Annotated in this window: 24 protein-coding genes and 1 pseudogene; 18 read left to right on the top strand and 7 right to left on the bottom strand. The window is 53.3% G+C overall.

Annotation, left to right across the window (positions count from 1 at the left end; all coding sequences use genetic code 11):
• Positions 1-149 precede the first annotated feature (149 nt).
• Both SK3146_RS33980 and SK3146_RS33985 read left to right on the top strand, forming a co-directional pair.
• On the top strand, positions 150-1403 hold the full coding sequence (locus SK3146_RS33980; protein WP_249862951.1) for a hypothetical protein: 1254 nt from the start codon (positions 150-152) through the stop codon (positions 1401-1403).
• 87 nt (positions 1404-1490) lie between these two features.
• Positions 1491-1820: a nucleoside triphosphate pyrophosphohydrolase gene (locus tag SK3146_RS33985; RefSeq protein WP_249862952.1), complete on the top strand. Its 330-nt coding sequence runs from the start codon at positions 1491-1493 to the stop codon at positions 1818-1820.
• A gap of 107 nt (positions 1821-1927) precedes the next feature.
• Here SK3146_RS33985 and SK3146_RS33990 read toward each other — a convergent pair whose 3' ends face one another.
• Positions 1928-2782, bottom strand: coding sequence for a helix-turn-helix transcriptional regulator (locus SK3146_RS33990; protein ID WP_249862953.1), 855 nt, complete (start codon positions 2780-2782; stop codon positions 1928-1930).
• A 152-nt stretch (positions 2783-2934) separates the two neighbouring features.
• On the opposite strand from SK3146_RS33990, the gene SK3146_RS33995 reads away from it, so the two are divergent.
• Positions 2935-4320 carry an MFS transporter gene (locus tag SK3146_RS33995; protein ID WP_249862954.1) on the top strand — a complete coding sequence of 462 codons (1386 nt, stop codon included), beginning with the start codon at positions 2935-2937 and terminating at the stop codon, positions 4318-4320.
• A gap of 327 nt (positions 4321-4647) precedes the next feature.
• Here SK3146_RS33995 and SK3146_RS35390 read toward each other — a convergent pair whose 3' ends face one another.
• Entirely contained in the window at positions 4648-4812 is a 165-nt protein-coding gene (locus tag SK3146_RS35390) for an ATP-binding protein (protein ID WP_375295467.1), read from the bottom strand.
• Positions 4757-4993, bottom strand: coding sequence for an ATP-binding protein (locus SK3146_RS34000; protein WP_249862955.1), 237 nt, complete (start codon positions 4991-4993; stop codon positions 4757-4759). The genes SK3146_RS35390 and SK3146_RS34000 overlap by 56 nt, the downstream gene beginning before the upstream one ends.
• Before the next feature lie 22 nt (positions 4994-5015).
• On the opposite strand from SK3146_RS34000, the gene SK3146_RS35090 reads away from it, so the two are divergent.
• The 8 genes from SK3146_RS35090 (at position 5016) to SK3146_RS34035 (ending at position 13614) form a co-directional block, all read left to right on the top strand.
• Entirely contained in the window at positions 5016-5150 is a 135-nt protein-coding gene (locus SK3146_RS35090) for a hypothetical protein (RefSeq protein ID WP_259617742.1), read from the top strand.
• Positions 5151-5375: 225 nt separating this feature from the next.
• On the top strand, positions 5376-6062 hold the full coding sequence (locus tag SK3146_RS34005) for a cytochrome c biogenesis CcdA family protein (protein ID WP_249862956.1): 687 nt from the start codon (positions 5376-5378) through the stop codon (positions 6060-6062).
• Between the two features lie 28 nt (positions 6063-6090).
• Entirely contained in the window at positions 6091-6639 is a 549-nt protein-coding gene (locus SK3146_RS34010) for a TlpA family protein disulfide reductase (protein WP_249862957.1), read from the top strand.
• 34 nt (positions 6640-6673) lie between these two features.
• A complete protein-coding gene (gene msrB / locus SK3146_RS34015; RefSeq protein WP_249862958.1) occupies positions 6674-7813 on the top strand; it encodes a peptide-methionine (R)-S-oxide reductase MsrB in 1140 nt (379 codons plus the stop codon).
• Between the two features lie 19 nt (positions 7814-7832).
• Positions 7833-8618, top strand: a complete 786-nt coding sequence (locus SK3146_RS34020; RefSeq protein ID WP_249862959.1) for a response regulator transcription factor — start codon at positions 7833-7835, stop codon at positions 8616-8618.
• On the top strand, positions 8618-10384 hold the full coding sequence (locus tag SK3146_RS34025; protein ID WP_249862960.1) for a sensor histidine kinase: 1767 nt from the start codon (positions 8618-8620) through the stop codon (positions 10382-10384). The genes SK3146_RS34020 and SK3146_RS34025 overlap by 1 nt, the downstream gene beginning before the upstream one ends.
• The gene (locus SK3146_RS34030; RefSeq protein ID WP_249862961.1) at positions 10381-12069 is read left to right on the top strand and encodes a methyl-accepting chemotaxis protein; all 1689 of its coding nucleotides are present in this window, start codon (positions 10381-10383) and stop codon (positions 12067-12069) included. Before SK3146_RS34025 ends, SK3146_RS34030 begins: the two co-directional genes overlap by 4 nt.
• Before the next feature lie 159 nt (positions 12070-12228).
• Positions 12229-13614, top strand: a complete 1386-nt coding sequence (locus SK3146_RS34035; protein ID WP_249862962.1) for an amidase — start codon at positions 12229-12231, stop codon at positions 13612-13614.
• A 191-nt stretch (positions 13615-13805) separates the two neighbouring features.
• Here SK3146_RS34035 and SK3146_RS34040 read toward each other — a convergent pair whose 3' ends face one another.
• From SK3146_RS34040 to SK3146_RS34050, 3 genes are read right to left on the bottom strand one after another with little or no spacing between them, the layout of a single operon-like run.
• Positions 13806-14588, bottom strand: a complete 783-nt coding sequence (locus SK3146_RS34040) for an ABC transporter permease (RefSeq protein ID WP_249862963.1) — start codon at positions 14586-14588, stop codon at positions 13806-13808.
• A 6-nt stretch (positions 14589-14594) separates the two neighbouring features.
• Entirely contained in the window at positions 14595-15404 is an 810-nt protein-coding gene (locus tag SK3146_RS34045) for an ABC transporter permease (RefSeq protein ID WP_349655178.1), read from the bottom strand.
• On the bottom strand, positions 15401-16378 hold the full coding sequence (locus tag SK3146_RS34050; protein ID WP_249862964.1) for an ABC transporter ATP-binding protein: 978 nt from the start codon (positions 16376-16378) through the stop codon (positions 15401-15403). Before SK3146_RS34050 ends, SK3146_RS34045 begins: the two co-directional genes overlap by 4 nt.
• Positions 16379-16640: 262 nt before the next feature.
• Here SK3146_RS34050 and SK3146_RS34055 point away from each other — a divergent pair, with 262 nt between their 5' ends.
• Both SK3146_RS34055 and SK3146_RS34060 read left to right on the top strand, forming a co-directional pair.
• Entirely contained in the window at positions 16641-17090 is a 450-nt protein-coding gene (locus tag SK3146_RS34055; RefSeq protein WP_249862965.1) for an RrF2 family transcriptional regulator, read from the top strand.
• 261 nt (positions 17091-17351) lie between these two features.
• A complete protein-coding gene (locus SK3146_RS34060) occupies positions 17352-18014 on the top strand; it encodes a nitroreductase family protein (protein ID WP_249862966.1) in 663 nt (220 codons plus the stop codon).
• A gap of 294 nt (positions 18015-18308) precedes the next feature.
• Here SK3146_RS34060 and SK3146_RS34065 read toward each other — a convergent pair.
• Positions 18309-18908 (bottom strand): annotated as a pseudogene (locus tag SK3146_RS34065) (short-chain dehydrogenase); the annotation flags it as partial.
• A 79-nt stretch (positions 18909-18987) separates the two neighbouring features.
• Between SK3146_RS34065 and SK3146_RS34070 the strand changes: the two are divergent.
• From SK3146_RS34070 to SK3146_RS34085, 5 genes are all read left to right on the top strand, one after another.
• Positions 18988-19212: a hypothetical protein gene (locus SK3146_RS34070; RefSeq protein WP_249862967.1), complete on the top strand. Its 225-nt coding sequence runs from the start codon at positions 18988-18990 to the stop codon at positions 19210-19212.
• Between the two features lie 210 nt (positions 19213-19422).
• Complete coding sequence (locus tag SK3146_RS34075) at positions 19423-19914, top strand: DoxX family membrane protein (protein ID WP_249862968.1); 492 nt, start codon at positions 19423-19425, stop codon at positions 19912-19914.
• Between the two features lie 117 nt (positions 19915-20031).
• Complete coding sequence (locus SK3146_RS35095) at positions 20032-20157, top strand: hypothetical protein (protein ID WP_283942799.1); 126 nt, start codon at positions 20032-20034, stop codon at positions 20155-20157.
• Between the two features lie 283 nt (positions 20158-20440).
• The gene (locus SK3146_RS34080; protein ID WP_249862969.1) at positions 20441-21973 is read left to right on the top strand and encodes a response regulator; all 1533 of its coding nucleotides are present in this window, start codon (positions 20441-20443) and stop codon (positions 21971-21973) included.
• Positions 21974-21977: 4 nt separating this feature from the next.
• Positions 21978-23741, top strand: a complete 1764-nt coding sequence (locus SK3146_RS34085; RefSeq protein WP_249862970.1) for a cache domain-containing sensor histidine kinase — start codon at positions 21978-21980, stop codon at positions 23739-23741.
• The last annotated feature ends 24 nt before the right edge of the window (positions 23742-23765 follow it).

Genomic DNA, 23765 nt, shown 5'->3' on the forward strand with positions numbered 1-23765 from the left:
ATAGCGGATAAACGTTTACAAATAAGATTAGGTAAGCTATATTTTGAGGAAAGGAAGGATTATCAAGCAGAGGGAAATTTAAGGTTTCGCCGTCGCAGAGAGAGTATGAAGAGGGAATTGCCGAAAACTAAAAACTGGAGGGAAGAAAAATGAAAAAAATCGCGCTATGTATCGTTTTTCTGCTTGCTAGCTTTTCGAATTTCGCCATTGCCTCCCCCTCGCAGCCGCCGGCGGCATCGGCCGGGGCGGTTTTACCTGATGGAATGCCCGAAACGCTAAGTCTTCTCGACGAAACGCCGCTTTATTCCGAGCCGGACGATAAGCTGGAGCCTTCATCCACGTTAAGCCCGCAGAATGTCAAGGTCATCGGCACCCAGTACGGCGATGGCGGATTCGCCGGCGCGTCAGGCGAGACTTGGGTGCAGATTCAGACCACCTGGCTGGGCGCGATGTGGATTAAGCTGGACAACGGCAAGCTCGGCGTCATTCGCCCGTTTACGGCGGATTTGAACTTGGAAGGCGAGAACAAGCTTTACGACCGTCCTTATCCTGCGGCGCTGAATAAGGCGGTGCTATCCCCGCAAACGGTGCATGCCAAGGCCGAGTTCGTATCCCCTTCGGGATTTTATGCGATTCAGATTGAAACGACTTGGCTCGGCGATATGTGGCTGATCCATCCGAATGTTCATATCGATGCGCCTGCGGAAGAAGCCGGGCAGGAGCAGCCTTTCCCGGATGCCGTAAGCCCGGATTACGGATCGTTGATGAGAATAGCCGATATCCATTTCGTGCAGCTGGGGGAACGGTCCTTTGCGAAGGGAAAACTGGTTGTTCAGAAGGACGCCTGGTCTATCGGCAGATTCAACCCCGGGCCCATAGAGATGCCCGTCTCGGGAAAGCTGAGCTTCTGGAGTCCGTACGGAGACCTGATCGCTCAAGTTCCCTATGCGGTTCCTTCTACCGTGGGGGACGAGATAGAGACGAATCTGCTGCTTCCGCTTGACGCGGACGTATCATCGGCCGTTATGGCTACTCTGCAAAATACGATACCGATATATATTAGCTTGCCGCTCCCGCCGCTATTTAACCTGAGCGATCCGGACGAGCAAGTGATCCTCGGCATTCTTCGCCATCAGCATACAGGGAGCTACTCCGTTGCCAAAGCATGGATCAGCGGCAAGCTTCCCGGGTCTCACGACTATAAGATTACGTTGACGTTCTATGGGCCAAATCATGAAGTATTGGGATATGCACACATTCACCAGCGTCTGACAGGGCCGCCGACCCCCGAGCAGGCCGGTTCGGAAGGCGGAGGAACTCCGTACCTTACGGAAATTACCGGAAACGGAATTTGGGACGATTACAGCCAAGTCGCTGTCCGCGTAGATCAGGTTAGCGATTGAGCGAAATCACAATCTTGACCAGGGAACAAATGTTCTTGTATGATAGAAATGTCATTATGAGACGAATGGACCTTGGGAGGGAAGCTTGTGCCGGCCTATTGTAAATTAGTTCGAGATGAAATTCCGCAAATCATTGAATCGAGCGGGCGGAAGTGCGTCTATGAGGTGCTGGACGATCAGCGCTACGCGGCGGAGCTGTACCGGAAAATGAATGAAGAATTATCGGAGTTCGCAGCGGCGGAGGGGATGCCCCAGGCAGTGGAAGAGCTGGCTGATCTGCTGGAAGTCGTTCGCGCCTTAGCGGATCTGCGGGGCATTCGTATGGAAGAGGCCGAGCGGGTAAGGGAGAAGAAGGCCGCCGAAAGAGGCGGATTTGCGAAAAGGATTTTCCTTGTGGAAGCTGAAAATGACTTTTAAAAGTGTGGTGAAAAAGCGGCCGAAGAGTCGATAGAGAGTTGGAGCAGCAAGTGAAAAGCTCTATCGACCGCAGGCCGCGAATAAATCATCATGTCTTAGGATAGCTCCTAATCGTTCTGCAGAGACGCTTTTATCAGCTTTTGCAGATTAGAGATCGTTTCGTCTTCCTGCGAAGGAATGTTGATAGTCGCAGTCAAATGCGGCGCGTCGAGGACGGCAAACGAGATTTGATCGAAAACAAGCCTTCCCGCTGCCGGATGGACATTGATTTTTCTTCCCTCGGGACCGTTCAGAACGTCATGCTGCGGCCACCAATCCCGAAACTCCGGACTTACTTTATTCAACTCCCCGATCATCTCCAACCACCACGGATCGCCGGCGAATTTCCCGTAGAGGGCTCGAAAATGCGCCAAGCGATGGCGCGCGTGCGCTTCCCAGCGGTCCTGCAGCAGCTGCCGGACGTAAGGAGAGGTGAATGTGCGCCACACGCTGTTCCGCTCGCGCTCCGTCATGGACGCATAGTCTCCGTAGATCAAGCTTGCCATCCGGTTCCATGCTACGATAGTCAAGCGTTGATCGGATACGTAGGCCGGGCTTACTCCTTGCAAATCAAGGAAGCTTTGCAGCGTCGGGCTGATCTCGTGCTCAGGCTGAGCCGCATCTGCAGGCAGCTGCTGCAGGGCCAGCAGAAACAAATGTCTGCGTTCGTTGGAATCGAGCTGCAGCGCTCGTGCGATGCTTTCCAGCACCTGCGAGGATACTTGAATATCCCGGGCCTGCTCCAGCCACGTATACCAATCCACGCTGACGCCGGACAACTGGGCGACCTCGCCGCGCCGGAGCCCCGGAGTGCGCCGCCTTCCGCCGGCAAACAGACCGGCTTGCTCGGGAGACAAGCGGGCGCGACGCGATCGAAGAAATTGAGCTAGCTCCTGCCGCCGCTCCTGGCGGGATGATTCCATTCACCGATTCCTCCTTTACATTATCCGCTTCCTCATGGTAGGAGTACTACTCCTAGGATAAACTCTCATCTTATTCTATTATATGATTTATTATACACTCGCTTTGGACCAACAGCGAATCTTATCCATTAGGTCCGAAGGGAGATTTTTTTATGGAAAAAGCAGAGGTAATTCAATCCGATAGCACCAGCAGGCAGGGCAAAGGATGGCTTCTGCTGGGGCTTTCGCTCGGGTATTTTATGGTTTTGCTGGATACGACGGTCGTCAATGTAGCTTTGCCTGCCATTCGCTCCGATCTGGGCGGCGGCATGACCGGGCTGCAATGGGTCGTCAACGCCTATACGATCGTGTTTGCAGGACTTCTGTTATCTATGGGGGCGCTGGCCGACAAGCTGGGAGCGAAGCGAGTGTACGCCGCCGGTTTGGCCGTATTTCTTGCGGCATCGGCCGGTTGTGCGGCCGCTCCGACACTTGGCGTGCTGATCGGGATGCGCGGTGTCCTGGGGATCGGAGGAGCCGCGCTGATGTCGGCCTCGCTTACGCTGATAGGCCATACGTATCCCGGGCCCGCGGAACGCGCCCGCGCGCTTGGAATCTGGGCGGCGGTTACCGGGGCGGCGATGGCCGCCGGACCGGTTGTCGGGGGATTGCTGGTAGATTCGTTCGGCTGGCGCAGTATGTTTCTGATCAATGTGCCGATCGCCGTGTTGAGCCTGATCTTGACGATGCTGCTTATTACCGAGACGAAGCGCAAGCCGGAGCAAGGCTTCGACCTCGCAGGGCAAACGACGGCGATAGCAGCGATTGCTGCGCTATCTTACGCCCTTATGGAAGCAAATGATTACGGATGGAGTTCACCCGTCATTATCGGGACTGTCGGCTTTGCCGCCGCTTGTATCATCCTCTTTCTGTACGCGCAAGCGCGGGGCAGATCGCCGCTGCTGCCGCTCAAGCTGTTCAGGAGCGCAACCGTATCCGCCGGAATGGTCGCGGGGCTTGCGATCAATATCGGATTGTCGGGAGTATTGTTCGTCGTTCCCATGTTCCTGCAGCAATCGCGCGGGTTATCCGCTCATACGACAGGACTCGTGCTGCTTGCGCTCACAATCCCGCTTGCGCTGAATCCGATGGTGACCGGCCGTATTGTCAGCCGTATCGGGGCACGCCTTCCGATGACGCTGGGGTTCGCCTTAACAGCGGCGGGCACCGTGCTGGAAAGCAGGGCGGACGCAGCGGACGGCTACGGGCTGATATGCGCAGGGCTATTGCTTATCGGCTTCGGAGTATCCTTCACGATTCCGTCGATGATGGCCGCGGTCATGTCTTCCGTATCCAAGGACCAGACCGGCACCGCCTCCGGCGCGCTCAATTCAAGCCGCCAGCTGGGAGCGACCGTCGGCGTCGCTCTGGCCGGCTCCATGCTAAGCTCCAGCGGATCGATTATCGAGGGGATGCACAGATCGCTTGTCGTGACGGCGATCGTGTTGCTCGGGGGAAGCCTGCTGTCTTATGCCTTTATCGGCCGCAAGACGAAGTGATGGAGTGAAGCTTTCTACCTGCTACAAATACTTTTGTTCTATACGTTTCAATATTTCATCAGGGAATGCTTTGGAATTGAGCTCAGTCAAAATACTGTGAAAAGACCTTAAACTTCGTGATGTTTGCTCGCGTGTCATTACGCCTAAGCTTAGAGCGGTTTCAAAATCATCCATATCGAAAACATGATAACTGCCGTCCAAGTTCACCGAAATATCTATAAATAGATCATGAACGCAAAAAATGTCAGGACGTATTTCCTCAATATCCACGATATCAATCAGCCACCAGGTGGATTTTTACGAATATCGTCAGCATATTCCAGCAAGTCATGTTCCCTTCCTAAAGAATTCCAAAAAATAATCGATTCGTCCGCCGCATCGCTCGACGATCGCCCGCGAAATCGCCAGCCCCAGTCCGTTTTCGCCGTCCTTGCCTTTAACAAAACGGTGGAACAAGTGCGGAAGCAGCTCCTGTGGAAATGCCCCCGCCATCGTCGGCGACCTTGATCACGACTCCATCTTTTTCCGCAGCGATGCGGATTTCGATCTTGCGTCTTGCATGTCTGGTCGCGTTGGCGACGACGTTCAACAGCGCTTGAAGCATTTTCTCCCGGTCGGCATGCACGGTCATCCGTTCTGCGGACGGTTCCCCGTAGGTCAGCTTCAGGCTCAAATTCCGCTCCGCGAGCAGCGGATTGACACTGCAAGGGAGAATCGAGCTGGGCAAAGCGGTCGAATCGAAGGATGCGGAAGTGATTAGAGGCGCGCTCGATAAGCTGTACAAGCTGTATGAAGCTGAGGTCGAAGCGCGGCAAGCACAGAAGCAGTAAGCAATCAGCAGACTTCATTTCAAATAGAACCTTATAACGGAACCCTCCTGACATTGCGGTCAGGGGGGTTCTTCGCTTAAAGGAACGTTTTGCGATTCATCAGTGTTAAAATCTGATTATTTTATAGAAAATGCGTATAAGCTTGGATGGTAAACTTTCCCTCGATTTTTTACAATTGTAGTACGCCTTGAAATAAAGAGCGATTCGCGACCCGGAGGTGACCGTATGACAGAGCCTATTTATATCGGCAGCGTATTTGCCGCAGGGCTGTTGTCTTTTTTTTCGCCGTGTATTTTACCGTTGCTGCCCGTTTATCTGGCCTATCTCGGCAGCTCGGAGCCGGGCGGCAAGCACGGCCCGTCCCCTGTATTGTTCGGCAGGACGCTGCTATTTATATTGGGCTTATCTACCGTGTTCGTATTGCTTGGTTTCGGCGCGGGAGCGCTTGGCAGCGTATTTGGCAGTCCGTGGTTTATCGCCGTCTGCGGCGTCGTAGTGATTCTGTTTGGCATCTACCAGACCGGGGCGGTCTCGTTGCCGTTTCTGGAGCGCGAGAGGCGATTTCACACCGATGCGAGGCGCAGCCAGGGGTTGTTCGGAGCTTTTCTGCTCGGCTTCACGTTCAGCTTCGGCTGGACGCCCTGCATCGGACCGGTTCTGGCTGCGGTCATCAGTCTTTCGGCCACCGGCGGCACCTTATCGGCAGGCGTCCTATACATGCTGACGTATGCGCTGGGTCTTGCCGTTCCTTTTCTCGTGCTGTCGCTGTTTTCCGACGTGCTGTTGTCGCGAATGCGCGGCATATATAAGCATATGCGTACGCTGAAAGCGGCCTCCGGCATCGTCCTGATGCTTATGGGCTTATTGCTGTTGACGAACAAGCTTAATGTGCTTGTCGCTTATTTTTCATAATAGGAAAGGATGAAGCGGGATGAGACGAATGAAATCAAAATGGATTTGGGGTGTAGCGACCGCAGCGCTGCTGGCGCTGATCTGGTTCGGGTTCGCCGGCCGGCCGGAAGCGCAGATGAGGGCGAATGCCGGAACCGCAGCCGGTACGAATAATCCCGGACAGCCGGCGCCGGCGTTTGAGCTAAAGGACTTGAAGGGGAATACCGTCTCCTTGGCCGAGTTGAAAGGGCAGAAGGTATATGTGAAATTTTGGGCCTCCTGGTGCCCGATCTGTTTGGCAGGACTTGACGAGCTGAATCAGCTGTCCGGTCAGGACAACGGTTATAAGGTGCTTACGATCGTGAGCCCCGGATATAACGGCGAGCAATCCGCCGCCGATTTCGCCGCATGGTTCTCCAAGCGCGGATACGACAATATTGAAGTGCTGCTCGATGACGGAGGGACATGGGCCAAGAAATTCGGGGTAAGGGGATATCCTACGTCGGTCTACATCGGTTCGGACGGGATACTGGCGCAAACGGTTCCCGGCCATAACGCCAACGAAGCGATTACGGCCAATTTTCAGTCAATTCATTGAGAACAAAGATATCCGTAACTCAAGGAGGATTACGATGAAACGTAAATTACTGTTCGCAGTTTGGATGGGTGCCGCGCTGCTATTGTTTCTTTCGGCTTGTTCGTCATATAATTTAGTCAGCGATAGTCAAGCCATGTTTGCCGCGGGCGGCGCGGGAACGGGCGGCAAAGTCACGACGGCTGCTCTGCCTAACCCGAACAAGGATGTAGATTATTCGAAAAGCGAGCTTCGCACGATCTATTTGGCCGGCGGCTGCTTCTGGGGAATAGAAGCGTACATGTCCCGCATTTACGGAGTGAGCGACGTTGTGTCCGGATATGCCAACGGAACCGGCGAGAACCCGAGCTATGAAGATGTGGTCCGCGGGGACCGGGGATTTGCCGAAACGGTCAAGGTCGCTTATGATCCGAATCGCGTAACGCTTGCGGAGCTGGTGGCCGATTATTTCAAAGTCATCGACCCGACGAGCGTGAACAAGCAGGGCAATGACCGGGGAATCCAGTACCGGACCGGCATTTACTATGAAAATCAGCAGGATTTATCCGTTATCCAGGCGGGGGTGGACCGGGAACAAGGCAAATACGAGAAAAAGATCGTAACCGAGGTGCTTCCGCTCAGCAATTTTTATTTGGCCGAGGAATATCATCAGGATTATTTGGAGAAGCATCCGGACGGTTACTGCCATATCGATCTTGGCATCCTGAAGGATCAGCCGATTCAGATCGACCCGGCCAAGTATCCGAAACCGAGCGATGCCGAGCTGAAGCAAAAGCTGACGAAGGAGCAGTATCAGGTTGCCGTGCTTGCGGACACGGAGCACGCTTTTACGAATGAATACTGGGATTTGTTCAAACCGGGCATTTATGTCGACGTGACCACGGGCGAACCGTTATTTTCCAGCGCGGATAAATACGATGCCGGATGCGGCTGGCCCAGCTTCACGAAGCCGATCATTCCTGAGGTGGTCACGTATGCGGAGGACGACAGCTACGGCATGGTACGGACCGAGGTGAGGAGCCGCGCGGGCAACATTCATCTGGGTCATGTGTTTGACGACGGCCCCGCCGACAAAGGCGGCAAACGGTATTGTATCAACAGCGCTTCGATACGTTTCGTCCCTTTGGCCGATATGGATAAGGAAGGGTACGGCGATTTGATCGGCATTGCACAATGAGGGCAAAGGGGCTTCAGCCATGTATAAACTGCTGCTCGTGGAAGACGAGGACTTGGTGAGAAACGGCATCAAACGATTTGTGTCTTTCGGCGAACTGAATATTGACCGGATTTATGAGGCGGCGAACGGCGAGGAAGGGCTGCGGGTGTTCCGAGAGCAGCTCCCGGATCTGGTGCTGCTCGATATTAATATGCCGCGGATGAACGGGCTTGATTTTGCAGCGAAAATTAAGGAACTGAAGCCCGAGGTCAAAATTGCCGTCATCACCGGCTACGATTATTACGATTACGCCGTGGCCGCGCTCAAAATCGGCATCGACGATTACGTGCTCAAGCCGGTTTCCCGCAATGATGTGTTCGAGGTGTTAAGCAAGCTGGTGAATAAGCTGAGAAACGAAGGGCAGCAGGCCGAGCTGCTGGCGCTGCTCAAGGATTTTCGGTCGGCGGCTTCCGAAGCCGGAGAAGATGCCGCGGGAGAAGCCGGCGGAGGGAAAAGGCTGATCGCTCATTTTATCGAGGACAATATGTCCAATCCGGAGTTTTCGCTGACCGTGCTGGCGGAGCTTATGGGCTTTAGTCCGGGGTATATGAGCACGCTGTTCAAGAAGCATTTTAACGTCTCCTTCCAGGATCATATCGCGGCGGTCCGGCTGGAGCGCGCCAAGCTGCAGCTGCTCGCGTCGGATAAAAAGGTGTACGAAATTTCGACGGAAGTCGGCTTCGACAACCCGAACTATTTCAGCGCCGCCTTCAAAAAGAAATACGGCATGTCGCCTTTGCAGTACCGGGAAAGGATTAAGGAGTAATGGGGCCGTTTTTCCGCTCGCTGCAATTTCGCATTTCGATCATTTACATCCTGATCAGCGTACTGACGATTGCCGTGACCGGCAGCGCGCTGTATGCGGGCATTTCGCGGGTGGTCATGCATGAATCGGTCGAATCCAGCCAAATGGCCGTATCCAAAGGCGGTACCTATGTCGAGATGTACTTGGATCGGCTCAAGGTGCTGTCGTCCGTACTGGCGGGCAATCCGCAAACGATTCGTACGCTGGCTTCCAAGGATAAGGCGGGAGAGCAGGATGTGCTGAAAATGATCGATAATGTGCTGGCCGCGGACCCTTATATTCAATCCGTCATTGTGATCGGGCAAGACGGCTACGTTCTATCGAACGAACGGAAGCTGAATATGATGCGCTCTTCGGACATGATGAAAGAGGGCTGGTACGTCGCCGCCATCCACAGCAGCAATCCGGTGCTCACTTCCGCCCGCATGCAAAAGTTTTCGATGGACAAAAACAACTGGGTCATCTCCATGAGCCAGGAGATCCGCGATAAGGACGGCAGCAATCTCGGGGTCGTTTTGCTGGATATTAAATATAAGGGGCTCGAAGCTTACCTGAACGATCTGGACTTGGGCAAGGACGGCTACACCTATATCGTGAACAGCCGTAACGAAATCGTCTACCACAAAGACGTTTCTTACTTTGTCGATGAAGCGAAAAAAAACCAGCTCATTGAGATGAACCGGCAAAATCCAGGCTACGACGCCAAGCGCGATCGGCTTGTATACCAAACGGATTTGAAGGGATCGGACTGGACGCTGGTCGGCGTCAGCTCGCTGGACGGGCTTCAGCAAATCCGCGCGCAATTGCTCAGGTCGTTTATTATGGTCGGCACGGTGCTGCTGCTCTTTATTTTGCTTGCGATTCCATGGATTGCGAGGAGCATGACACAGCCGGTCAGACGGCTCGAACAGGCTATGCAGAAGGTGCAGAGCGGTCAGCTCGCCATCAGCGTCCCCGAAACCGGCGTGACGGAAGTTCAGGGCTTGGCGCGGCATTTCAACTCGATGATTATGGAAATCCGCCAGCTGCTGCAGGATATCGAAACGAAGGAGGGCGCGCTGCGCTTGCATGAGCTTAGCGTGCTGCACAGCCAGATCAACCCGCATTTTCTCTACAATACGCTGGATACGATCGTGTGGATGGCCGAGTTCCAGGATACCGACCGCGTCATATCGACGACCAAGGCGCTGGCGGAGTTTTTTCAGTTATCCTTAAGCGGCGGCAGCGAATTTACGACCATCGCCAAAGAGATGGCCCACGTCGAGCAGTATCTGTTTATCCAGAGAGAGAGATACGGAGAGAAGCTGTCTTATACCATCAGCTATGATCCGGCGCTTGCCGATGTCGTCATCCCCAAGATCATTCTCCAGCCGCTCGCGGAGAACGCGGTGTATCACGGCATCCGGGAAAAAGAAGGCCCGGGGAGGCTGGAAATCTCCTGCGGCCGGGCGGACGACGGAACGATCCGGTTGACCGTCAAAGATGACGGGGCCGGCTTCAACCCCGCCGTACTGCAAGCTCCTCCGGCAGCGGCCGGAGGGGGCGGCTCTGCAGGGGACAAGTCCAAGCTGGGCGGCGTCGGCATTCACAACGTCGACGAACGAATCAAGCTGTATTACGGAGACCGTTACGGAATTGCGTTATCATCCGCTCCAGGGGCGGGAACCGTTGTGAATATCTCCATTCCCTTAGCGATAACATCACATGAAGGAGAGAAGCTTACTTGAATACACATACAGATCATGACACGATAGAGACTCCGCGCGGAGGAAGCATCAAGCTGCCCTTCTGGAGCCTTCCGCGTAAAATTATGCTGATGCTCCTGATTATGTTTGTGCTTATCGTTTCCTTGTTTACGATCGCCGTGCACCGTCAGGACCGCTTGCTCATTATGGGGGCCAGCAAGGAGCAGGCGGAAACCATTGTTCATACGCTGGATGCGCTTATCGCAGAAACCGGGCAATCCGCCATGCTTCAACCGTACATACAAGAACAAATCAAAATGCAGCCGGATATTCAGGCGATTACGTTCTATGAATCGGCAGGCGGCGGGAAAATCGTGGCGGCGGCAGACGCTTCGCTGATCGGACAGCCCGGAACGCCGGAAATCATGCAGGCCCTTTCGGGAAATCAAGAAATTTACCAGGCGGACGACCGCATGCTCAAGCTGATTGCGCCGATCCATATTGCAGGCAAACCGGCTTACGCGATAGAAATCGCCATCGCCCTAAGCAAGGAATCGCAGTCCGCCGACAAGCTGCTGATCGATACTTTGCTTACGAGCTTGGTGCTGTTGGCGGTGTTTGCGGTCATTATGTTCGCGATATTTAAGAAAATGGTATCCGGCCCGCTGCGGCAGGTTATCGAGATCGCCAACGAAATTTCGCAAGGTCATTTGCAGCCGGTCATACCGGCCCATCGCCGTAAGGATGAGATCGGGCTGCTGTACGATTCCTTCTCGCAAATGACGGAAAGCCTGCGCCATCTGATCGGCAACGTCCGTTTCGGCACGAAGCAGGTCGGTTTCGCGGTAAATCGGCTGGCCGGCAATGCGGAGACGACGGAACGGGCGGCCAACGACATTGCCGCCAGCTTCCAGGAGCTTGCGAGCGGCAGCGATATGCAGCTTCGTCTTGCCCAGAACAATGAAGTGGCGATGAGCGAGATGGCAGCGGGCATTCAGCGCATTGCCGTTTCGTCCATGAGCGTGGCGGATATGAGCGCGGAGACGACGCAGCTGGCGCACCGCGGGGATGAAGCGCTGCAGGAGGTCGTACAGCAGATGACTCGGATCGAGGCGACGGCGGGCCAATTGAACGAAGCGCTGCACACGTTAACAGGCAAAACGGAACAAATCGATCAGATTGTGAAAATAATCGGCGAAATTTCGGCGCAAACGAACTTGTTGTCGCTTAACGCAGCTATAGAAGCGGCGAGGGCCGGGGAAGCAGGGCGCGGCTTCGCCGTCGTTGCAGGGGAGATCCGCAAGCTGTCCGAGCAGACGGAACGATCGGCGCTTGAAATTTCCGAGCTCGTTCATTCGATACAAGCCGATTCGGAGTCTTCCTTAAGCTCGATGGCGGTTGTGAACGGCGAGGTGATGAGCGGCATTGTGAAAGCGGAGGAGACCGGAGCGATTTTCCAGCATATTTTAACCAAGGTCGAGCTGGTATCCAGTCACATTCAGGAAGTTTCGGCAGCCGCCGAGGAAGTATCGGCGGGGACGGAAGAAGCGGCGGCTTCCATCGCGGAAATGTCCAGGATCGCGCGGCAATCCGCTGAACAAACCCATGTGTCCTCGGGCAATGTCGAGGATCAGCTGCATCAGGTCAACGAAGTCAAAAACATGTCGGTGCAGCTGAAAACGCTGCTGAATAATTTGCGCGAAAGCGAAGCCGCCTTCCGAATCTAACGGCAGGATGAATATCTATTTTGACCGAAAACCGTTCTCTGTCCCGTTCTCAAACTAGCAATCTTTCATATAATGCACAATGGAGACAAGCGAGGCTTGCAAGATTAGTAGAGCAGCAAGCAGGCTTGTCTCCGAATGAAAGATAAAGGAGCGAATGGCATGACGAGAAAATCGATTCAAGAGCTTCAGGACGGTTATTCGAACCAGCAGTTTACTCCGCTCGACATCACCAAGCATTATTTGAAACGAATTAAGAAAAAAGATCCGGTGCTGAATTCATTTATTACCGTCTCCAAAGAATGGGCGAGAAAAGAGGCCAAGATCGTCGAAGCCAAAGAGAAGGCCGGCGATCAGACGGGGCGGTTGTACGGCATTCCGCTGTCCTACAAGGATAATATCGATACGAAAGGCATCCGCACGACGTACGGCTCGTCCATCGACGCGAATAACGTGCCGGAGCGGGACGCGGCCGTCGTTCATAAGCTGCTGCAGGAAGATTCGATCACATTGGGCAAAAACAATATGCACGAGTACGCCCTTGGCATCACCTCGAACAATCCGCACTACGGCCCGGTTCATAATCCGTGGAATCCCGAATATACGCCTGGAGGTTCCAGCGGAGGGTCGGCCGCTGCAGTCGCCGCGGATTTGACCGTCGCCTCGATCGGTACGGATACCGGCGGTTCCATCCGGATTCCGGCCGCTTCGTGCGGAGTTGTGGGACTTAAGCCGACGTATAATAAAATCCCGACCCAAGGAGTATTTTACGTTTCGTGGACGCTCGATCATGTCGGCCCGCTGACCGCCAACATGACGGATCTGGCAATCATGATGGAGGCTTTGACGAAGCAAAAGTATGTGCCTTATTTGCAGCAGGATATTCGCGGGCTTCGCGTAGGCGTGCCGACGAGCTTTTTCAACGAGCATATCGAAGCGGAGACGTACCAGCTGTATGTCAACGCGCTGCAGGCATTGGAGCAGCTGGGCGCGGTGCTGATCGACGTGGACGTATCATTTATTAACGGCTATCAGCAGCAAATATTGAACATCGCCGCTTCGGAAGCGGGCTATGTCCACCGCGACCGGATGGAATGCTGCCTGTCGCAATACGTGGCGGATGCGAGGGCGCTGCTGGAATCGTCTCTCACCATTACGTCGCGTCAATATATCGAGGCTTTGAAGGCGAAGGAATCCTATATGAAGCAGTTCGGCCGCTTATTCCGCGAACAAATTCAAGTGCTCGCGACTCCGACGATTCCGATCGCTGCAAGAAAGATCGGCGTCGAGGAAGTCCAGTTCGGCTCGTACACCGAGAGCTTGTTCGACGCGATGACTCGTTACACGGAAATTTTCAACGCCGTCGAAGTGCCAGCATTGTCGATCCCTTGCGGAATTACGAGCGAAGGGCTTCCCGTCGCGCTGCAGCTGGTGGCCGCATGGGGACGAGAAGACCGGCTGATCCGCGCAGGCTATGCGTATGAGCAGGATCAATTGGCAAGCTTCTACCAGACCCGAGACGAAATTTGCGCAGGGTATCATGCTTGATTCGGGATTCGGTGGAAATTGGGTGAAATTGAAAAAAATAGAGGGGCCGGGAACTAACCGGGAGCCCTCTATTTTTTTGCATCTGGATCGCAGGACGGCGAGCATCAGATTGTGGCTGCGTCGCCCTAAGCAGACGCAGCCTATTACGCTCGGGTCTGCTGCCGAGACCGCGAAATGCGCTGCGACTTTAGTTAGGAGCCCGTCGAGCGGTAATGGCGTACGCCGATGTTCCATACCAGCAGGCACGGCACCAGGAAAAGAAATCCCGCCAGGGGGATAAACGCATAGATGGGGTGATTGGCGCCTTCGCGGCCGAGTATGAATAACAGCGGCAAATAGTTCGCGCAGCCGAAGGGGATGACGAAGGTGAAGAAACGGCGCACCCACTTTTGATAAATCGTCAGCGGGTACTGTGTCATTTCCCGCCCGCCGTCCGTGAAGATGTTGGCGATTTCGAGCCCCTGGACCGTCCAGAAGCTGATCGAGGCGGCCAAAATAAAAATACCGGTGAAAATGACGACGCCTCCGGAGACCATCAACAGAAGAGCTGTCACCTTGAGCGGCGTCCAGTCGATGTTGATCGAGGAAGCGGCCCATACCAGCACGGCTGCGCTCAGCAGCAGACGTCCGATTCGCGCGAATTCGAAGCGGGAGCCGAGCACCTGCAGGGCGGTACTGCGCGGACGCACGAGCAGCCGGTCGAAATCGCCGCTGACGACGAGACTGGAGAAGACGTCGAAGCCCCGCACGAAGCATTCCGTAATCGCGAAGGCCATGTACGTAACCGCGAAGCACAGGGCGACCTCGTAGAAGGTCCAGCCTTGAATCTGCCCGAAGCGCTCGAACATGAAGTAGACTCCGGCGAACATCGTAAACGGCGTCAGACACTGCCCGAGCGTCAGCAGCAAGAAGGAAACGCGGTACTGCATTTGCGATTTGAGCAGGATCAGCATGTATTGGAAATAAAGCTTCATTCGCGATCAGCCTCCTTGAACGACGACGCGCCTTAGCGCTCTGCCCATGGTGATTTTGCCCAAGGCAACCAGAGCGGCCAGCCATAGAAGCTGGGAGAACAGCCCGCTGACGGCTTCGGCCGCGGATATGTTGCCCGTAAACACGCGGAACGGAAAGTCGGCGGTCCAATGGAACGGAAGCAGATAGACGATCCGCTGCATCCATTCGGGCATTAAAGGAACGGGAATCACGAGTCCGGACAGAAATTCTCCGAACACGCTGAACAGGAGCAGCGATCCGGCAGGTGACATAGTGACGAATACGGAAATATAAATCAGCATGGAGATGGCTGCGATCAGCAGCAGACCGGCCGTCAATACGGCGAGAAAGAGCAGAAACGACGTGAAGTCGGGCGGCAATTCGAGCCCGTAGGGCGCCGGCAGGAACAAGACCACAATCAGAATAGGGAAGCAGCGAAGCAGCGCGCTCGATAGCCGTTGGGCGAGCAGCTTGGCGTACCACAGCCCGTATAGGTCGCTGGGACGGCACAGCTCGTAGGCGATATTGCCGCTGGTGATCAGCTGGAACAGCTCGTTGTCCCGTAACCATAAAATGACAAGGGCGAGAAAAGCTTGCTTGAGCCATGTATACGAGGTGACCTGCTCGAGCGTCATCGGAGGTTCTTGGACGGTGTGAGCGTAGAACGCTTGAAAGATCATAATAAACATGGAGCCAAAGAAAAATTGCGTCCCGACGCCTGCCAAGGCGGCGGCCCTGTACTGCAGCCCGTTGCTGATGCGCAGCTTGAAGACCGATATGTACGCTTTCATCATCATAGCTGGTACTCCTTATACATTTGGACGATGATATCTTCAATCGGCTGGGTATCGATCGCCACATCCATCAGCTCGACCTGGGAAGACAGCTGCGTCAGCGCTTCCGACATCAGAATTTGATCGGTGTCGACGCTGAGAATGGCCCGCTCCGGAGTCCAGGACAAGACGGATGCACCGGGAATCGTGATAGGATTTGTGTTCTCGCGGTAATCGGCGGTGATCGTCCTGTGGGTGCCGAACCGGCTGCGCAAGCCTTGAACGCTGCCGTCATAGAGCAGGGTGCCTTTGCCGATTAAGAGAATCCGGTCGGCCAGCGCCTCGATATCGTTCATATCGTGGGTGGTGAGGATGACGGTGACGCGCTTTTCTTTATTGATCATTTTAATAAAACGTCGAACGGCGATTTTGGAGACGGCGTCAAGGCCGATGGTCGGTTCGTCGAGAAACAGGATGCTCGGATTGTGCAGGAGAGAGGCGGCGATTTCGCAGCGCATCCTCTGACCGAGACTCAGCTGACGCACCGGCGTCTGGATGATTCCGCCCAAGTCGAGAGTATCGATCAGCAGCTCGAGATTGTCGTTGTAGTCCTGCTGCGGAATATTGTAAATATCCTTCAGCAGCTCGAACGAATCCATGACCGGCACATCCCACCACAGCTGGGTGCGCTGTCCGAATACGACGCCGATATGCTTCACATAAGGCACCCGTTCGAGCCATGGGGTGTAACCGTGGATCGTGCAGGTGCCGCGATCGGGTACCAGAATGCCGCTCATAATTTTGATCGTGGTCGATTTGCCCGCCCCGTTAGGCCCGATGTAGCCTACGATTTCTCCGGGAGCGATGGAAAAGGAAATGTCCTGAAGCGCTTCCACTACGGTGAATTCTCGATGGAACAACGATTTTACCGCATGCCTGAGGCCCGATGAACGCTTAGCCACCAGGAACGACTTGCTGATTCCGTTAACGGTTATCACTTACAAATACCTCCATCTCTTTTTAGAGTGACAGGATTAACATGCTATCACTAAGAAAATGTGGTGTCAATACCTATTTATTGCAATTTCGTGAATGAGCTAAGGGGAGGCCGGATTATTTTATTTTAATAAAAAATTCCTCTGAAAATCGGCATTCGTTCGCAGAATGCGGCGTATGAAATCGATTACGTAATTGCGGGATGCGCGGGAATTGGGTACAATGAATCATAACTGTAAATAGGAATGAAGGGGGCAACCTAAGGTGAAGCAGGAATATTGTACGTCGACGCAGCACCCGAAATGGTTCGGCCTCGCTGTTCAAGCGCTTATTATTATGTCTCGCGAGGATGTAGGATCAGCCTGTCCGAGCATTGAGCTCGCCAAGTACCTGCAGTCGGAACCTTCTTTGCTGCGCCGTATTCTTGCGGTTTTAGCCAAAGAAGGGTTTATTGGAACGCGGGAAGGCCGCGCCGGCGGCTATCATCTCAAGAAACCGGCGGCATCCATTCGGTTGGTCGACATCTACGATGCGTTTCGCGCCGGCAGCCAGCTATGCTTCGGCATTACCGAAACGGCGGGCACGCATCCGCTCGGGCGGTGCATGAAATCGGTGCTCGGGGAAATCACGAAGGAAATGGACGAGAGCATGCGCGCAGTGTTAAGCAAATATACGATAGCGGATATCGCCGGTCAGTTGGAATCGGAGATATAAAACGAGACCGGGCGACAAGACCGTTGACAACGGCCGATGCGAGGTCTATACTGTGCAATATAAACAACAGTTTAAGGCGGACGGTATACAGCTTATTTTTTTTGCGATATACTGTGCGAGAAAAGGCACAGTTAGTGCCGCCGCGGTTTCGTGACGCGGCTGCTGTGCTCCTTTCTTCAAGTTGTTCCGGCGCATTTGGAACGAATCCGATTCCTGACTGCGCTAAAATATAAATCGTATGTATTCGAAGGAGGATTTACAATGTCAACTTCTACTCAAATCGGGGCAAGTTCCCCGCTATTCACGGATGTTGTTCGCGAGCGCCGCTCGGTGCGCCATTATGACCCGTCGGTTCGCCTGACCCACGAACAAATTAAGGAACTGCTGCAGGAAGCGGCGCTGGCCCCTTCCTCCTCCAACGTTCAGCCTTGGCGGTTCCTCGTTATCGAGACGGAAGAGCTGAAAGCAAAGCTGCTGCCGATCGCCTTCAATCAGTCTCAGGTAACTGAAGCGGCGGCGGTCATCGCAGTGCTCGGCGATACGGAAGGCTATAAAAAAGCCGACGAAGTTTACGGAGAAGCGGCGAGACGCGGCTTTATGCCGGAAGACCGGGCCCAATCGTTCGCGGAAAGAACGATCAGCATGTACGGCGCGCTGCCCAAAGAGATTTTGCATAAAATCATTCATACCGACGGCGGTATCGTCTCCCAGCAGCTGATGCTGGTGGCGCGCGCGCATGGATACGACACGGTTCCGATGGGCGGCTACGATGCTGTCAAGCTGAAAGAAGCCTTCGGCATCAGCGACCGCTACATCCCGATCATGCTGATTGCGCTCGGCAAAGCTGCCGAACCGGGTCATCCGACGACGCGGCTGCCGATCGACGACATCACCTTCTTCAACGAAATGCCTGCTAACGACTAACCCCAAGACCTTCGAACCGATGCGATTGCAGCGCATTTCGAAGGTCTTTTTTTGCCGCAGCTCATTGGAAGGAACCGGAGCGGGCGCTTCTTCTTCGCCGCAGCATCTATAAAACCGCAAGATTGCCAATGTCGATCCGGCCAATACGAGCGTAGAAAACATCAGCATGCTGATCGAAGCGTTGTTTTTGTCAGTGCGGAGCATGTACAGCGTCAGGAGGCCTGTTATGCTGCACGCAGCGGCAGACACCATGATGAGGATGAACCGATTTCGGATGTCGGGAATCGGCCGGGCTTATGACTGAATTTGCTCCAGGCTGACTTCCCACAGACGTTTGGCGGTCTCGCTGTCTTGAGCGTGAGGTGTAGGCGCGTCGATCTGCTTATCCGTATAGTAATGACCGCTTTGACCGCTGATTTCGTCGGAATCGGCGAGCCAGACCAAGGTTTCGGCGCCTTTCTCCGGCGGTCGCGAATACAGCTTCATTATAGCCATGGTCAGCTGGGCGGCCCATCCGTTGCCTTGATTAAAGTTGGTCGATACCAGCCCCGGGTTGAAGCAGTGGGCTGTCGCTCCGGTTCCTTGCAGCCGTTTGGCCAGCTCCGAGGTGAACAAAATATTGGCCAGCTTCGTTTCGGCATAACGAACGCTCGCTCCAAGAAGCAGTCGATGGGGGAGGCTGTAGCAGCGCTCGGCGGTGAGATCATCGAAGCGGATGCCTTCTTTGGCCATTTTGTGCCCGTAGGAGGCGGTGGTGATGATGCGTCCGCCGCTTTGTTTCAATCGATCGATAAGCAGCGTGGTCAGCAGAAAGGGAGCCAAATGATTGACGGCCCAGGTCATCTCCATTCCGTCTTCCGTGAGCTTGCGCTCCATAAACATGGCTCCGGCGTGCTTTCCGTTAAATTAGTTAGATGCTATACTTTAAGAAATTCAATTAATCATTGATGTCGGGCGGGTAGGGGGATTGAACATGTTTTTACGTAGTAAAATGAATAATTCTCAGTATTTTAACTTATCCCTCGATGAACAGTTTTTGTTCTATGATGCAAGAAATTTTTTGCGCTCGTTAATAACCGACAATACTCATCGAATTCAGAAGTGGAAAAAGCGACTGGATGGTGGATCTGTTTATATAGAATACGGCGGTGCGATTAAATTTGAAATTCCGACACCGCCATTGTGGGGTGAAATGTGATATCTGGGGCTTATGGGTTATTATTGGGGTGATAGCTCTAACTGTTGGGGTTATTGCATATGAAAGTATTTTTTACAACGGTCGAATCTTAAATTGGTTAAGAGGCAGACCATGGGAATGACATTGCAAGTTTTGAATTGGAACGGAAATAAAAAAGAATATAATGGTATTATAAAAATTTAAAACGTATATGCAGCAGGATTGCTGCTCATGGTCAGGTTGTATGTCGGCTATGAATGGCTCACCGCCAGTATTCATAAATTAACTGGCGGCTTCGATGCCACGGGCTTCCTTAAAAATGCGGTAGGCAAACCGATTGCCGACAAAGCGACAGGCGAACTTGTTTACCCGACATTCACCGCCTTCTTGAAACACTTTGCTTTACCGAACGCCAAGTTGTTCAACTACATCATACCGGTCGGTGAACCACTTGTCGGGCTTGGCCTCATCCTTGGTTGCTTGACCACCGCGGCCGCATTCTTCGGATTGCTGATGAACTTCATGTTCATGTTCGCCGGAACGCTTAACACCAACCCGTGGCTTGCACTCCTTGGCGGTATCGTCATCCTGGTCGGCACCAATGCAGCAAGATTCGGCGTTGACTACTATCTGATGCCGGCGATGCATAACTGGCTTGACAAACGCCACAAAGGCGGCCGCAACAATAAGGCCGGCGGCGCAGCCAAACCGGCTCACGCCTAAGCTTCCAAGATGGCCTGAACTTGCAGCGGTAACTTGGCCTAGCGCCTAAATTACATCAAAATGCAAGCGGGAACCATGGAACGTATCCTTGGTTCTTTTTTTGCTGCCTATTGTGAAATGACAAAATCATTACAAATTTTTGAGAGGGAGGTAATATCGTTGATCGGCAAAGGCAAAGAAACGATCGGCGAGGTCGGAGAGCATATTTTCAAGAAATCGGGCGTGTATGCTCTGTTAAGCTGACCCGGTCGGAAATTTTGAAGCAGCACGATATTAGCATCAGGCGTTTCGGGCTTGCATTTTAAATCTACATATTCAGTTTTCTGCAGCTTTACGGACTAAACCCCTAAATACGTTTATCAGCTTCATACTGTCGCCATAACTCACTTAAAATAAGAAAATACGTCTTCCGTTCCACGAAACCTGTGGTATTGAATGAGTATTTGCATATAATCTCCCCCCGCCCATATAAAGTTCTGCTATAATATGTGAAACCGGTAACAAAAAATTGAACGGCGGTGGTAACATGCAAGTACAGGCTCCACTAACAGTGTTAATTGTTGACGATGACTTTCCGATACGGCAGGAGCTGCGCGCTTTTCCTTGGCAAGATTGCAATGCGGTTTTAATTGGGGAAGCTGAGAACGGGGAAGAGGCACTAGATATGTTCAGGGAAAATTTACCAGATGTAGTTATTGCCGATATTACAATGCCTTTGATGAATGGTTTGGAGCTGTTAAAAGCGATCCGCAGCGAGATCCCGTCGACCAAAGTGATCCTGCTGACATGCCATACCGAATTTGCATACGCCCAGGAAGCGTTAAAATTAGGAGCCATTGAATATTTGACGAAAATCCCTCTGGAGGACGACGACATCCGCTTGGCATTGGAGAAGGCCCGCGATTTGATTGCCCGGGACCGGCTGTCGAGTAAAGCGGAGATTGTCCATCAGCGAAACCAATTGGCCAGAACCGTGACCAAAATTGTGAGCGGCAGGTCGTCGGCGGAGGAACCCCCCGCCTTACTCCATTATCCGCTGCGACTCGTCTTCTTGCGGGTCGATGCGCAGGCAGCGGTAAAAACGTACATTATCCAGGAAATCGAAGAAGCGCTCGACCGGCTCGATCACTTGTTAAACGAACGTTTTCAATGGACGCTGATGGACGGGCAGTTTGTGTTTCTGAGGGAGGCCGCCCAGCAGGAGGCCAAAACGATCGAACGAACATTGGAGGCAGTCATGCACACCTTAAGGCATGTGCTGCAGCAAAATAAAGGCGGAATGCAGGACGATGTACAGATGTATATGATCGTTAGCGAGACGGTTCATTCCTCCGAGGAGTTAGTCAAAGCATTTCACAACTCGGCATTGTGGGAAAAGCATAAATTTTACGAACGCCATCCGCTGAGAAGTCCGATTTATATGGGCAAGCCGATTGCCTTCCATCCGGTCGACGGCAGAGAGGCCGCCGAACTTGCCAAGCTGTTTCACCAGCTGGTCAAAGAACCCGGCAACGATGAGGCGTGGATGCGTTCCGAGTTTTATGCAAAATGTATGAAAAGCCGTTACGAACCGGCGGAGTTAAAACACCTCGTTCACTCCCTGATGAAAGGTTATCATGCACAGAGCGCTTCGGCGGCGGAGCTGGCCCGCTTGTACGAACTGATTTTTCAGGCCCACACGTTATATGAATTGCTGGAAGCTGTGCACAGCTTAAAATCGGAGCAAAATGCTGCGGCGCGCAAGGGCCGCAAAGAAATCGAAGATGCGCTTGCGTACATGGCGGGTCATCTGCACGAGGATTTGACGCTTGCTTCCGTTGCCGACAAGGTGGGCTTAAGTCCAAGTTATTTCAGCAAAGTGTTCCGTGAACAGGTCGGCGAACCGTTCAGCGATTATTTAATCCGAAGAAGGGTGGAGAAAGCGGAGGAACTGCTGCGGGACACGAACCTTAAGGTATACGAGGTTGCCGAAAGGATCGGCATACCAAGCTACAGATATTTTACCGCGGTATTTAAGGAAAAAACCGGACTTACACCAACGGACTACAAAAGAGGTTGATCATATGAGACAAGCCATCGAATGGTTTCAGGGCTGGAGCATCGCGACGAAGCAATTCGTCTTTCTTTTTTTAGTGACCGCCGTGTTGTTTTTTTCGCTTGCCACTTTAAATCTGCGGGAAGCGGAAGCGCTGTACAGGGATCAAGTGATTCACGATTCCGAGGTGCTGCTGACCCGCACGGCCGACTTGATCGAATCTTATCTCGATAATGTCAACAACGTGCTGCTTATGTTGTCCAGCAACCAGGAGCTGTTTGCAGAAGGGAATGAAACGCAAAGCGTGCAAACGCTGCGCAACTACGCCAAGTCCAACAGCTCGCTGATTGGAGCGCTGTATTTGATCCGGAGCGACGGGAAGGTGTACTCCAACCAGCAAGCTTTTTACGATATTATGGGACATCCCCATTTGCAGCAATTAACGGAGCTTGCCCGGGCCAATACAAGCCTGATCAGCGTCAGCGGCTTGTACAATTCACCGCTTGCCGGGCCTACCGTAGCGTATACGAAAGCAATCGTTAACGAACGTAACGAATACCTCGGGGCGGCTGTGCTGGAAATCAATCTGAATTTGTTATATACCCGTATTGCGCCTCTGCTGATCAACTCCCACCAGACGTTTGTCATGCTGACCAAAACCGGACAACCGGTCTATCTTCCCGGCACTCAAGATGATATGTTATTGTTTCAAAGGGCTGTTTACCCGCCGCAATTAACCGGGGAGTTTATGACAAGGGTCAGCGATTTGCCGTTTGGCGTCAGCCATATCCAGGGGGCCAAAGATCAACTGGTGACCTTAAAATCGGCCTATAACCGGCTGGGCTGGTCCGTTGTGCTGTTTATTGAGGAAAGCTATTTTTATCAGGCGGCGCAAAAACTTCACAAAAACTTCAGTTCGGCGGGGATCGTCTGGCTGCTTACCCTGCTGTTCTGCACGTATATGATGAGCCGTTATTTTACTTCTCCCATCCGCACGCTGGTGCAGAAGATGGACCATCTGCGCGACTTCTCCACGACCTTTGCATTGTCGACAGCCCGTAAGGACGAAATAGGCAGGTTGTACGGCAGCTATAAAGCGATGATCAACCGGATTCATTTCCTGATCAAGGAGGTCAAGGAAGTCGAAGAGCGGAAGAAAGAAACCGAGCTGAAAATGCTGCAAAGCCAAATTGCGCCGCATTTTATTTACAACACGCTGGCTTGCGTCAGCAGTTTGGCTAAGCTCAACAAGCAGCAGGAGGTCGTACAGACGATCAAGTCGCTTGTCGGGCTGCTATCGTTCAGCTTTGACCGCATTTCGTCCGTCGTCCGGCTCAAGGATGAACTGGAGATGCTGCGGATGTATGTGCAAATTCAAAATGTGCGAAGCGGCGATAAAATCGGGTATGTCGAGTTATGCGATCCAGAAATTGTGAGTTGCCCAATCCTTAAGCTGACGCTGCAGCCGATCGTGGAAAACGCGATATTTCACGGTTTGGCCCGCCGGAAAACGGCCGGAGTTGTGACGCTCCGCGCTTTTATGCGCGGGGATCAGGTAAACATCTACATTCACGATAACGGCATGGGGATGACGCCGGAGGCCGTGCGCAGACTGCTGCAGGAAAGCCCAAGCCAGCGGGTCGCATCGAGATTTACGAGCATCGGGCTAAAAAACGTCAATGAGCGGATTCAACTGCATTACGGGGAGCGGTTTGGCCTGAAGATCCGCAGCACACCCGAGATCGGCACCACTGTCAGAATTTCGATTCCCCACCGGGCGGAAATATCGTAAAAAGTGAGTATGAAAACGTACACA

This window comes from Paenibacillus konkukensis (genome assembly GCF_023523925.1).
Taxonomy (GTDB): Bacteria; Bacillota; Bacilli; order Paenibacillales; family NBRC-103111; genus Paenibacillus_S; species Paenibacillus_S doosanensis.

Excerpts from the sequence above, each read along its gene's own strand:
- SK3146_RS34075 (WP_249862968.1), top strand. The coding sequence starts at position 19,423 with ATGGTCAGGTTGTATGTCGGCTATGAATGGCTCACCGCCAGTATTCAT.
- SK3146_RS34045 (WP_349655178.1), bottom strand. The coding sequence starts at position 15,404 with ATGATGATGAAAGCGTACATATCGGTCTTCAAGCTGCGCATCAGCAAC.
- SK3146_RS34025 (WP_249862960.1), top strand. The coding sequence starts at position 8,618 with ATGGGGCCGTTTTTCCGCTCGCTGCAATTTCGCATTTCGATCATTTAC.
- SK3146_RS34080 (WP_249862969.1), top strand. The coding sequence starts at position 20,441 with ATGCAAGTACAGGCTCCACTAACAGTGTTAATTGTTGACGATGACTTT.
- SK3146_RS35390 (WP_375295467.1), bottom strand. The coding sequence starts at position 4,812 with ATGGCGGGGGCATTTCCACAGGAGCTGCTTCCGCACTTGTTCCACCGT.
- SK3146_RS34035 (WP_249862962.1), top strand. The coding sequence starts at position 12,229 with ATGACGAGAAAATCGATTCAAGAGCTTCAGGACGGTTATTCGAACCAG.
- SK3146_RS33995 (WP_249862954.1), top strand. The coding sequence starts at position 2,935 with ATGGAAAAAGCAGAGGTAATTCAATCCGATAGCACCAGCAGGCAGGGC.
- SK3146_RS33980 (WP_249862951.1), top strand. The coding sequence starts at position 150 with ATGAAAAAAATCGCGCTATGTATCGTTTTTCTGCTTGCTAGCTTTTCG.
- SK3146_RS34085 (WP_249862970.1), top strand. The coding sequence starts at position 21,978 with ATGAGACAAGCCATCGAATGGTTTCAGGGCTGGAGCATCGCGACGAAG.
- SK3146_RS34040 (WP_249862963.1), bottom strand. The coding sequence starts at position 14,588 with ATGAAGCTTTATTTCCAATACATGCTGATCCTGCTCAAATCGCAAATG.
- SK3146_RS34070 (WP_249862967.1), top strand. The coding sequence starts at position 18,988 with ATGTTTTTACGTAGTAAAATGAATAATTCTCAGTATTTTAACTTATCC.
- SK3146_RS35095 (WP_283942799.1), top strand. The coding sequence starts at position 20,032 with ATGACAAAATCATTACAAATTTTTGAGAGGGAGGTAATATCGTTGATC.
- SK3146_RS34010 (WP_249862957.1), top strand. The coding sequence starts at position 6,091 with ATGAAATCAAAATGGATTTGGGGTGTAGCGACCGCAGCGCTGCTGGCG.
- SK3146_RS34005 (WP_249862956.1), top strand. The coding sequence starts at position 5,376 with ATGACAGAGCCTATTTATATCGGCAGCGTATTTGCCGCAGGGCTGTTG.
- SK3146_RS34020 (WP_249862959.1), top strand. The coding sequence starts at position 7,833 with ATGTATAAACTGCTGCTCGTGGAAGACGAGGACTTGGTGAGAAACGGC.
- SK3146_RS33990 (WP_249862953.1), bottom strand. The coding sequence starts at position 2,782 with ATGGAATCATCCCGCCAGGAGCGGCGGCAGGAGCTAGCTCAATTTCTT.
- msrB (WP_249862958.1), top strand. The coding sequence starts at position 6,674 with ATGAAACGTAAATTACTGTTCGCAGTTTGGATGGGTGCCGCGCTGCTA.
- SK3146_RS34060 (WP_249862966.1), top strand. The coding sequence starts at position 17,352 with ATGTCAACTTCTACTCAAATCGGGGCAAGTTCCCCGCTATTCACGGAT.